General features: G+C 64.9%; 9 protein-coding genes, 1 tRNA gene and 1 pseudogene. 8 read left to right on the top strand and 3 right to left on the bottom strand.

Going from position 1 to position 8,614, the window contains the following annotated elements; translation table 11 throughout:
• Together ACFC3J_RS20830 and ACFC3J_RS20835 are read left to right on the top strand one after the other, a co-directional pair.
• The coding region (locus tag ACFC3J_RS20830; protein WP_375197903.1) for a hypothetical protein at positions 1-246 on the top strand (246 nt) is incomplete at its 5' end.
• A gap of 233 nt (positions 247-479) precedes the next feature.
• Positions 480-659: a hypothetical protein gene (locus tag ACFC3J_RS20835; protein ID WP_375197904.1), complete on the top strand. Its 180-nt coding sequence runs from the start codon at positions 480-482 to the stop codon at positions 657-659.
• A gap of 60 nt (positions 660-719) precedes the next feature.
• Here ACFC3J_RS20835 and ACFC3J_RS20840 read toward each other — a convergent pair whose 3' ends face one another.
• On the bottom strand, positions 720-1,268 hold the full coding sequence (locus tag ACFC3J_RS20840; RefSeq protein WP_375197905.1) for a TonB-dependent receptor plug domain-containing protein: 549 nt from the start codon (positions 1,266-1,268) through the stop codon (positions 720-722).
• 222 nt (positions 1,269-1,490) lie between these two features.
• Here ACFC3J_RS20840 and ACFC3J_RS20845 point away from each other — a divergent pair, with 222 nt between their 5' ends.
• On the top strand, positions 1,491-2,177 hold the full coding sequence (locus tag ACFC3J_RS20845; RefSeq protein WP_375197906.1) for a pentapeptide repeat-containing protein: 687 nt from the start codon (positions 1,491-1,493) through the stop codon (positions 2,175-2,177).
• Between the two features lie 16 nt (positions 2,178-2,193).
• On the opposite strand, the gene ACFC3J_RS20850 is transcribed toward ACFC3J_RS20845, so the two are convergent.
• A complete protein-coding gene (locus ACFC3J_RS20850; RefSeq protein WP_375197907.1) occupies positions 2,194-2,607 on the bottom strand; it encodes a MarR family winged helix-turn-helix transcriptional regulator in 414 nt (137 codons plus the stop codon).
• Positions 2,608-2,826: 219 nt separating this feature from the next.
• On the opposite strand from ACFC3J_RS20850, the gene ACFC3J_RS20855 reads away from it, so the two are divergent.
• From ACFC3J_RS20855 to ACFC3J_RS20865, 3 genes are read left to right on the top strand one after another with little or no spacing between them, the layout of a single operon-like run.
• Complete coding sequence (locus tag ACFC3J_RS20855) at positions 2,827-4,719, top strand: TonB-dependent receptor plug domain-containing protein (RefSeq protein ID WP_375197908.1); 1,893 nt, start codon at positions 2,827-2,829, stop codon at positions 4,717-4,719.
• On the top strand, positions 4,707-5,285 hold the full coding sequence (locus ACFC3J_RS20860) for a YfiR family protein (RefSeq protein ID WP_375197909.1): 579 nt from the start codon (positions 4,707-4,709) through the stop codon (positions 5,283-5,285). The genes ACFC3J_RS20855 and ACFC3J_RS20860 overlap by 13 nt, the downstream gene beginning before the upstream one ends.
• Positions 5,282-7,045 (top strand): ATP-binding protein, encoded by a 1,764-nt coding sequence (locus ACFC3J_RS20865; RefSeq protein WP_375197910.1) that lies wholly within the window; start codon positions 5,282-5,284, stop codon positions 7,043-7,045. The genes ACFC3J_RS20860 and ACFC3J_RS20865 overlap by 4 nt, the downstream gene beginning before the upstream one ends.
• A gap of 21 nt (positions 7,046-7,066) precedes the next feature.
• Here ACFC3J_RS20865 and ACFC3J_RS20870 read toward each other — a convergent pair.
• Positions 7,067-7,157 (bottom strand) — tRNA-Ser (locus tag ACFC3J_RS20870).
• A 136-nt stretch (positions 7,158-7,293) separates the two neighbouring features.
• Here ACFC3J_RS20870 and ACFC3J_RS20875 point away from each other — a divergent pair.
• Both ACFC3J_RS20875 and ACFC3J_RS20880 read left to right on the top strand, forming a co-directional pair.
• Positions 7,294-8,187, top strand: coding sequence for a peptidylprolyl isomerase (locus tag ACFC3J_RS20875; RefSeq protein ID WP_375197911.1), 894 nt, complete (start codon positions 7,294-7,296; stop codon positions 8,185-8,187).
• A 76-nt stretch (positions 8,188-8,263) separates the two neighbouring features.
• Positions 8,264-8,614 (top strand): annotated as a pseudogene (locus ACFC3J_RS20880) (alanine dehydrogenase); the annotation flags it as partial.

Genomic DNA, 8,614 nt, shown 5'->3' on the forward strand with positions numbered 1-8,614 from the left:
TACTCCTTCGACCTCGACAAGGGCGACGATGAGTTCTCCTACGCCCTCGGCACCCGGCCAGAATCGCTGACCAGCGACCGCACCTATCCGATTGCCGGCTCTGCAGAACTGCGCCAGGGCCGCGAAGTCGGTGCCTATATCGTCGTCGATGGCGTAAAGGGCCCGGACTTCCAGGGCGCGCCGACCACGACCGTGTTCGCTGGCGACTATTCCGACATCATCACCCTGTCGCTGACCGCCAACTAGGCGCAGCGGGCAGGACAGGACATGGGCCGGTCTCCCTTTGGGGGCCGGCCTTTTTCATGCACGCCAGAGGGGCGAGCCCGCTCGCAGCCCCGCCTCATCCGCCCTCTGCAATCGCCTGCAACTTTTGCCGGTGCCGTTGAGTTATGGCATAATGAGAGGGCGCTTCAGCTGCCCGGCGCATGCCGGTCAACGCTGGCGCTGCTCTGACTTCAGACAGAAATGGAGGCTGACACATGATGATCAACAAGCTCGAAGACCGAATCTCGCGGACCGATGAACGCATCCACCGCGCGCAGGCCAGCACGGCCACGCACGACCCGAAGCTCGGCCTGTTCCTGCGGTCGGGCCTGAAAAAGTTCCGCCAGCAGCGTCTTGAAGACCTGCGCAAGCTGATGCGTCAACGCCCGCAATAGGGCAGGCTGCATCCACTCCCCGCTCACCCCGGCGAAGGCCGGGGTCTCGTGCGGCAAGCCTTATTTCACGCTCCAGTTCTTCGGCAGTGGCCCCATGCCTTGCCGGGCACGCATGATATTGATCCGCTCGCGCTGGGGCTGGTGGGGCTCGCCGAGGCGCTGCCGGCCATCAGCATGTCGCTCTTCGCCGGCCATGTGGCGGACACGCACGATCGCCGGAACGTCGACCATGCCGCCGATCGTCGTGACCGGGATTTCGTCGACATAGGTGCTGCTGGTCGGCAACGGGCCGATATGCAGCGGCGGGCCGCCGGACCCGGTCGCCACGCCGCGGAAGAAGACCTGCGCCTGGCTGGGACCGAAGGACTGGATGGAGACGCTGGGCAGCAGCTTGGCATAATCGTCCAGCGCCTTGGCATTGGCCTGTTCCAGCTTCTGCTGGCCGAGCGCGGCGATGCTGATCGGCACATCCTGCAACCGTTCCTCGCGCCGCTGCGCGGTGACGACGATCACATCGCCGTCGGAAGAAGGCGGTGGCGCCGCCTCCTGCGCATAGGCTGGACATGCGAGGGCCGTCGTGGCCAGCAGCGCAGACGAAAACTCAATCAAGCGAACGCGACTTGACATCGGCTACCCCCCTCAGGTGCGCGAGTTTCTGACAGGAAACTGTCATCAAGTTACGGTTCGGCGCAACGAAAAATCATTGCGCAGCAGCAATCATGCATTTTTTGCCGATCCTTGTCGCATGAAAGCCACGCTCGGCTGCGCGTCATGCGGGTGGGGGCTTCATCGGCTCTGGCGGGATCGGCTGCGCCTGCCTAAAAGCGGGGGATGGACGATCTGTTTTCCGATCGAGCGCTACGCGACCGGACCCTCACCCGCGCTGACATCGCACCTTTGACCGGCTCTTTGCAAAAGCTCGTCGGCTGTAACCTTGAAGAAGCAGAACTCTCCGGCCTCGATCTGACCGGCTGGACGTTCGAGCAGTGCACGATGCGGCGAGCGGATGTCGGCGGGGCGAAGCTGGAGGGGACGATGTGGCTGTCGTGCCGGGGCGCCTTCGCCAATTTCGCCGCCAGCGACCTGACCGACGCGCAGTTCGTCGCCGGCGACTTCAACAACGCCTCCTTCCGGCGCTGCACCCTCACCTCCGCGAAGATCGCACGGTGCAAGCTGACCGGCGCGGACCTGTCGGAAATCCGGGGAATCGACATCCAGTTCGACGAAACCCTGTTGATCCATGCGAAGCTGCCGGGGCAGTCCTTTCGCAAGGCGGTGCTGAACCGCATCGACTTTTCGCAGGCGGATCTCAGGAAATGCGACTTCCGCAACGCCGTCTTCCATGATTGCAGCCTGCGCGACGCGATGATGGACGGCGCCCGTTTCGATGGCGCCGACCTGCGCGGCGCCGATCTGGGAGGATTGCGGCTGGGCGACGCCCGGCTGTTTCGCGGGGCGACCATCTCCCGCGATCAGGCCGGGAATCTGCTGGGCGAACTGGGCCTCAACGTCGCCTGACCAACATCAGCCTGCTTTAGCCGAAACGCTCCAACAGGGTCTGGAGCAGCGGACGCAGCCGCCTGATCTCTTCCTTATGCGTGGCCGACAGGCTCGCCAGCAGTTCCAGCGCGCTGGGCGTCAGTTGCAGTTGGGCGCGACGGCGATCGGCGGCGGTCGAATGGCGCGTCACCAGACCCAGTTTTTCCAGCCGGTCGATCAGGCCGGTCGCGCTATGCGGCTTGAGCAGCAGACGCCTCGCCACGAAGCCCACCGTGGCCTCCTCCGCCGGCGCGGCGCGCAGCGCCAGCAGCGCCTGATGCTGTTGCGGGGTCAGCCCCTTTTCCGCCGCCCGTTCGCCGCTGAACGCCTGAAACTGGCGCAATGCGAAGCGGAATTCCGCCAGCGCACCATAATCCTCGTCATTCAGGACAGGGTTTTCTAACGGCATCGACCATCCATTCCCATTTGATATCGTGTTGCGATATAATCGCATTCCCTGCACACAAAGACGGATTTGTCCTGATTCGGGAAGCCTCTGCTTCGACAGGGCTGCTTCCAGTGAAGTACAAATCATGGAACTTTTTATGCCGATCTGCGTAACGATCGACGCGCATCGGGAAATATTCCGGCGCAGGGGGGAACAGATATGGTTTCGCGGGCGTGGGCTGTGGGCGGTGCAGCCGGGGTGGTGGGCCTGCTCCTCAGCTGCCCGCTATCGTCCGCGCGGGCGCAAAGTCTCGAAGAATTGCGGGACATGCCCATCGAGGCGCTTTCCAAGCTGGACGTAACATCGGTTACGCGATCCGCCGCCTCCATCGCTGACGCGCCGGCCTCCATTTACGTCATCACCCATGACGATATCGTCCGTTCCGGTACGCTGACGCTGGCCGGCATCCTGCGGCTGGCGCCCAATCTGCAGGTCATGCGGGGCGGCCCCAATGAGACCGTCATCGCCGCGCGCGGCCTGAGCGGCAATGACCAGGCCCAGAATTTCTCCAACAAGCTGCTTGTCCTGATCGACGGGCGGACGGTCTATTCCCCGCTCTTTTCCGGCGTTTACTGGGACATGCAGGACGTCCTGCCCGAAGATGTCGAGCGGATCGAGGTGATTTCCGGCCCCGGCGCGACGCTCTGGGGGTCCAATGCCGTCAACGGCGTCATCAACATCATCACCCGCGACGCAGGCGCTTCACAGGGCCTCTACGGGACCGGCGTGGTCGGCAACCGGACCTATGATCTGGGTCTGCGCCTGGGCGGCCGCACCAGCGAGACCGCCAGCTATCGCCTGTTCGTGAAACGCCATGAGAATTTCGAAACCGCATCGGGGCGCGACGACGGCAGCCGCCGGACGCAGGCGGGCTTTCGCGTCGACTGGAACAGCTCGCCCAGCGACGCGCTGATGGTTCAGGGCGACGGCTATTACGGGTCCCGGTCGCAGGGCACCGCTGCCGACGAGCATCTATATGGCTATGACCTGCTGACCCGATGGCGGCATAGCGGCCCGTCCGGGCAGACGCTTCAGCTTCAGGCCTATTATGACCATACGGGCCGCCATGTCGACGATGACGGCGGCCGCTTCTCGCTCGACACTTTCGATGTCGAGGGCCAACATTCCTTTTCGCCGGGGTCCGGTCATGAGATCGTCTGGGGCGGCGGCGCGCGGGCGAGCCGCTATGAAATAGAGGATATTCCGGGGCTGGATTTCGTGCCGGACCGGCGAACCCTGTTCGTCGCCAACATCTTCGCGCAGGACAGCGTCGCCCTTGCCCCCGCCCTGAAGGCCACTGTCGGCGTCAAGCTGGAGGGGCGCACCTATGCCGGCCTGACCCTGCTGCCCAGCGCCCGACTCTCGTGGAAGGCGGGCAAGGGGATGCTCGTCTGGGGCGCGGTATCCCGGGCGGTCCGGTCGCCCACGCCCTTCGATCGCGATGTCGTCGAATCGATCGGCCAGACCATATTCCTGACCGCGCTTTCCAGCTTCCGGTCGGAAAAGCTGACCGCCCTTGAACTGGGCACCCGTTCCACCCTGTCCTCGCGCGCGTCGCTGTCGGTCTCCGCCTTCTACAATCTCTACGACGATCTGCGGACCGTCGAACCGGCGCCGGACGGCTTCATTCCGCTGCGCTGGGGGAACGGGATCAAGGGCGACAGCTATGGCTTTGACGCATGGGCTGACATAAGATTGGCGGACTGGTGGCGGCTGAAGCCGGGTTACAGCCTGCTGATCCAGAAATTCCGGTTCAAGGACGGGTCCGTGCCGCTATTGGGCATCTCGCAGGCCGGGAACGATCCCAAGCACCGGGCGTCGCTGCGCTCGTCGATGGACCTTGGCTCGCGGATCAACGCCGATTTCGACCTGCGCTACGTCAGCGCGCTGCCCGACCCGCATGTGCCGGGCTATATCGAGCTGGGCGCGCGTCTTGGCTGGCAGTTCGAAGAACGGGCAGAACTGTCCCTGTCCGGCTTCAACCTGCTGCATGACCATCATCGGGAGCTTCCCGCCTCGCAGGCCACCGCCATCCGCCGCAGCATATTCGTCGCCCTGAAATGGACGATCTAGGCGCCCGCGCTGTTCCTGCCCGGAACAGACCCCGACGATGGGCATGGTGGAGCCTGCCCTTCGTCGCCGGCCTCGCCTGCGCGGCCAGCCCTGCCAATTCACCCGAATCTCTGGAACGCGCCATTCAGGCGAATTTTCTGTTCAAGTTCGCGCCTTTCGTGGAATGGCCCCCCGCCGCCTTCACGGCTGCGGACAAGGGCTTCGTCATCTGCGTCGCCGGCGACGATCCGTTCGGCTCCGTCCTCAACGAGGTGGTGCGGGGGCAGAAGGTCGCGCAACGACCGGTCGTCGTCCGGCGCACGGGGGCGCAGGGCGACCCGTCAGGCTGCCAGATCCTGTTCGCGGGGCCTTCGGCCGCGCCGGACTACGCCCCCTTTGCCGCGACGCAGGGACAGCCGGTTCTGACCGTCACCGACAAGGGCACGGGTCCGGCGGGCGCGATGATCGAATTCGTGCGGCAGGGCGGCCATGTCCGCTTCCAGATCGATGATGGGGCGGCGCGCGCCAACGGCCTTAAAATCAGTTCCAAATTGCTTGGCCTTGCAATTGCGGTGGACAGGAAATGACGGACATGACGGAAAAGGCGCCTGAAAACCGTTCCCCCGAAAGCCGGCTGCGCCTGGGCAATGTGGTAGCTCAGATGGCAACGCCGCTGTCGGCCGCCATCATCGCCATCCTGCTGCTGATCGCCGGTCTCGCCTTCGCCGTTCAGCTGGAGCAGATCAGCCGCACCGAAAAGCTGCGCCAGATCACGGTTCAGGCGCAGATTCTGGCCAGCGGCATCGCCGCGCCCCTCGCCTTCGACGACGGCGTCGCCTTGCAGGAATATCTGAACGCGCTGAAGGCCGATCCGCAGATCGTCGCCGTCGCGGCCTTTGACGAAGATGGCGACTTTGCGGCCGGTTTCGCTCGCCCGCCGATGACGCTGCCCAAGAACGCGACCCGTGCCCGAACCGAAACGGCCTCCAACAGTCTGGCCGTGACCATCCCGGTCATGCAGGGCAGCACGAAACTGGGTTCGGTCTACCTCGTTTCGACGCTCGACAGCCTGTCCCGCCGCCTGACCCGTTATCTGGGCATCGCCGTGATCGTGATGGCCGCGTCCGTGCTGATCGTGATGCTGGCCGCCTCCTATTCCTCCCTGCGGCGGGCGCATCACAAGTTGCAGGCGGAAATCGCGATCCGCCACCGGGCCGAAGAGGCGCTGCGCCAGTCGCAGAAAATGGAGGCGATGGGACAGCTGACCGGCGGCGTTGCGCATGATTTCAACAATCTGCTGATGGTGGCGTCGGGCGGCCTTGATCTGATGGAGCGCACCAGCGATCCGGTGCGGATCGAGAAGCTGAAGGCGGGCATCCGTCAGGCCGTGGACCGGGGCGCGAAACTGACCCGGCAACTGCTCGCCTTTTCGCGGCGCACGCCCCTCAATCCGGAGGTCGTCGATTTGCGGGAGCGGTTGCGCGGCATGGATGCGCTGCTCGAACGGTCGCTGGGCGAAAGCATCGAAACCGCCATGCACCTGCCCGCGAACCTCTGGCCGGTCGAGGTGGATGCGTCCGAACTGGAAGTGGCGATCCTCAACATCGCCCTCAATGCGCGCGACGCGATGCCCAAGGGCGGCCTGATCGTCATCGAGGCGGCGAACATCGCCGGGGACGCTGAAACCGGCGACCGCGTGCAGATCGCGGTGACGGATGGCGGCCAGGGCATAGCGCCCGAACTGGTCGAAAAGATTTTCGAGCCCTTCTACACGACCAAGGCCGTCGGCCAGGGCACGGGACTGGGGCTGAGTCAGGTCTATGGCTTTGCCCGGGCATCGGGCGGCCAAGTGCAGGTGGACAGCATCGTCGGTCAGGGGACGACCATCACCCTGTTGCTGCCGCGATCCGCCCGCGCCCCTCAGCCGAGCGCGGCTCCGGCCGAAATGCTGTCCGCCCTGCACAGGCAGCGCATCCTTCTGGTGGAGGATGACGATACGGTGGCGGATACGGTCGGCGGCATGCTGACTGAACTGGGATATGAACTCGAACGCGCGACCGGAGGTGAGGAAGCGCTGCGGCGGCTTGCCCAAAAGGCGGATTTTTCGCTGCTGCTGTCGGACATGATCATGCCCGGCGACGTCAGCGGCATCGATCTCGCCGTCCAGGTCAAACGCGACTGGCCGGGCCTGGCCATCATGCTGATGACCGGATACAGCGCCGCCGCAGCCTCCGCAGCGAAGGTCGGCGTGCCGTTGCTGACAAAGCCGTTCACCATTCAGGACCTTTCGGTGGGGCTTGTGACGGCACTCGATCAGGCGCGGGCCAGCCGATCGAATTTCGCCTGATGATGGGAAAGGGACAGGGTGTGGCGGAGCGGGAGGGATTCGAACCCTCGATACGCTTTTGACGTATACTCACTTTCCAGGCGAGCGCCTTCGACCACTCGGCCACCGCTCCGCATGAACCCTGTCGCCGCTGCAAGCGGCCTGAATCGGGTTCTTATCCCATCGCACTGGAAGGCGGCTCCCTATCGCGGCTCGGGCAGTGTGGCAAGGGGATTTACTTTCCTTCTTTCCCGATGCTTGATGGGTCCATGCCCATCCGTCCGACCGCCGCCATAGCCGCCCTTTTCCTTGGCTTTCAGGCTTTGGCCGCCGATGCGCCGCCCAAGACTCCGGCGGCCGTCGTGGCGCAGGCGCCCGCCAGCGCATGGCAGGCCATCGCACCCGACGCGCTGCTGGTGATGACGGTGGAGAGCGGCAGGCGGATCGTGATTCAGCTCGCGCCGCGTTTTGCGCCCGCCCATGTCGCCAATATCCGTGCGCTGGCCAAGGCGGGCTGGTGGGACGGCAAGAGCGTCTATCGGGTGCAGGACAATTATGTCGCGCAATGGGGCGATCCGACCGAGAAGCTGCCCCTGCCCGCCGGGATCGCCGCCGATATCAAGGCCGATTATGCGCAGCCCCTGGCGGCCCTGGGGCAAAGCGTCGTGCCCCTGCCCTATCCCGACGCCTATGCGCCCAGGACCGGCTTTGCCGACGGCTGGCCGGTGGCGATGGACGAGGCTTCGATCTGGCTGCCGCATTGCTACGGCATGGTCGGCGTGGCGCGGAACCTGTCGCCGGATGCCGGAACGGGCGCTGAGCTATATGCCGTGATCGGGCAGGCGCCGCGCCAGCTTGACCGCAACATCGCCTTGATCGGGCGGGTGATAGAGGGCATGGGTCTGCTCGCCAGCCTGCCGCGCGGGTCTGGGGAAATGGGCTTTTACGCCAGCGGAGAGAAGCCCCTGCCGATCATGTCGGCGCGGCTGGCGAGCGATCTGCCCGAGGCGGAGCGGCCTTATTATCAGGTGATGGACGTCGGCTCGCAGAGCTTTGCCGATTATCTGCGGCTGCGGGCCAACAGGAAGGATGATTTCTACGACCGGCCCGCGGGCGGGGTGGACCTTTGCAACGCGCCGGTGCCGGTGCGCGCCCGGCCCTGATCGGGCCGCCTGTTAGCAAAGCGCGCAACAATCCCCATCTATCGTCCCAGAGGTCGAAGCAAAGAGAGGATGGGTCATGATCGTCGGCACCGTCAGGGAAATCAAGAATAACGAATATCGCGTCGGCCTGACGCCGGAGAGCGTGCATGAACTGACCGCCCACGGCCATCGCGTTCTGGTCGAAAGCGGCGCGGGCGAAGGGATCGGCGCGCATGACGGCCTCTATGCGCGAGCCGGCGCGGAGATCGTCGACAACCCAGCGGAGATATTCGCCAGCGCCCAGATGATCGTGAAGGTCAAGGAGCCGCAACCGGAGGAACGGGCGATGCTGCGGCCGGGGCAGATCCTCTACACCTACCTGCATCTGGCCCCCGATCCGGATCAGGCCCGCGATCTGATGGCGTCGGGTGCGGTCTGCATCGCCTAT

The organism is Sphingobium sp., from assembly GCF_041987595.1.
In the GTDB taxonomy this organism is placed as follows: Bacteria; Pseudomonadota; Alphaproteobacteria; order Sphingomonadales; family Sphingomonadaceae; genus Sphingobium.

Bases quoted from the DNA above. Each gene is read 5' to 3' on its own strand.
- ACFC3J_RS20835 (WP_375197904.1), top strand. From the start codon at position 480: ATGATGATCAACAAGCTCGAAGACCGAATCTCGCGGACCGATGAACGC.
- ACFC3J_RS20845 (WP_375197906.1), top strand. From the start codon at position 1,491: ATGGACGATCTGTTTTCCGATCGAGCGCTACGCGACCGGACCCTCACC.
- ACFC3J_RS20850 (WP_375197907.1), bottom strand. From the start codon at position 2,607: ATGCCGTTAGAAAACCCTGTCCTGAATGACGAGGATTATGGTGCGCTG.
- ACFC3J_RS20860 (WP_375197909.1), top strand. From the start codon at position 4,707: ATGGACGATCTAGGCGCCCGCGCTGTTCCTGCCCGGAACAGACCCCGA.
- ACFC3J_RS20865 (WP_375197910.1), top strand. From the start codon at position 5,282: ATGACGGACATGACGGAAAAGGCGCCTGAAAACCGTTCCCCCGAAAGC.
- ACFC3J_RS20875 (WP_375197911.1), top strand. From the start codon at position 7,294: ATGCCCATCCGTCCGACCGCCGCCATAGCCGCCCTTTTCCTTGGCTTT.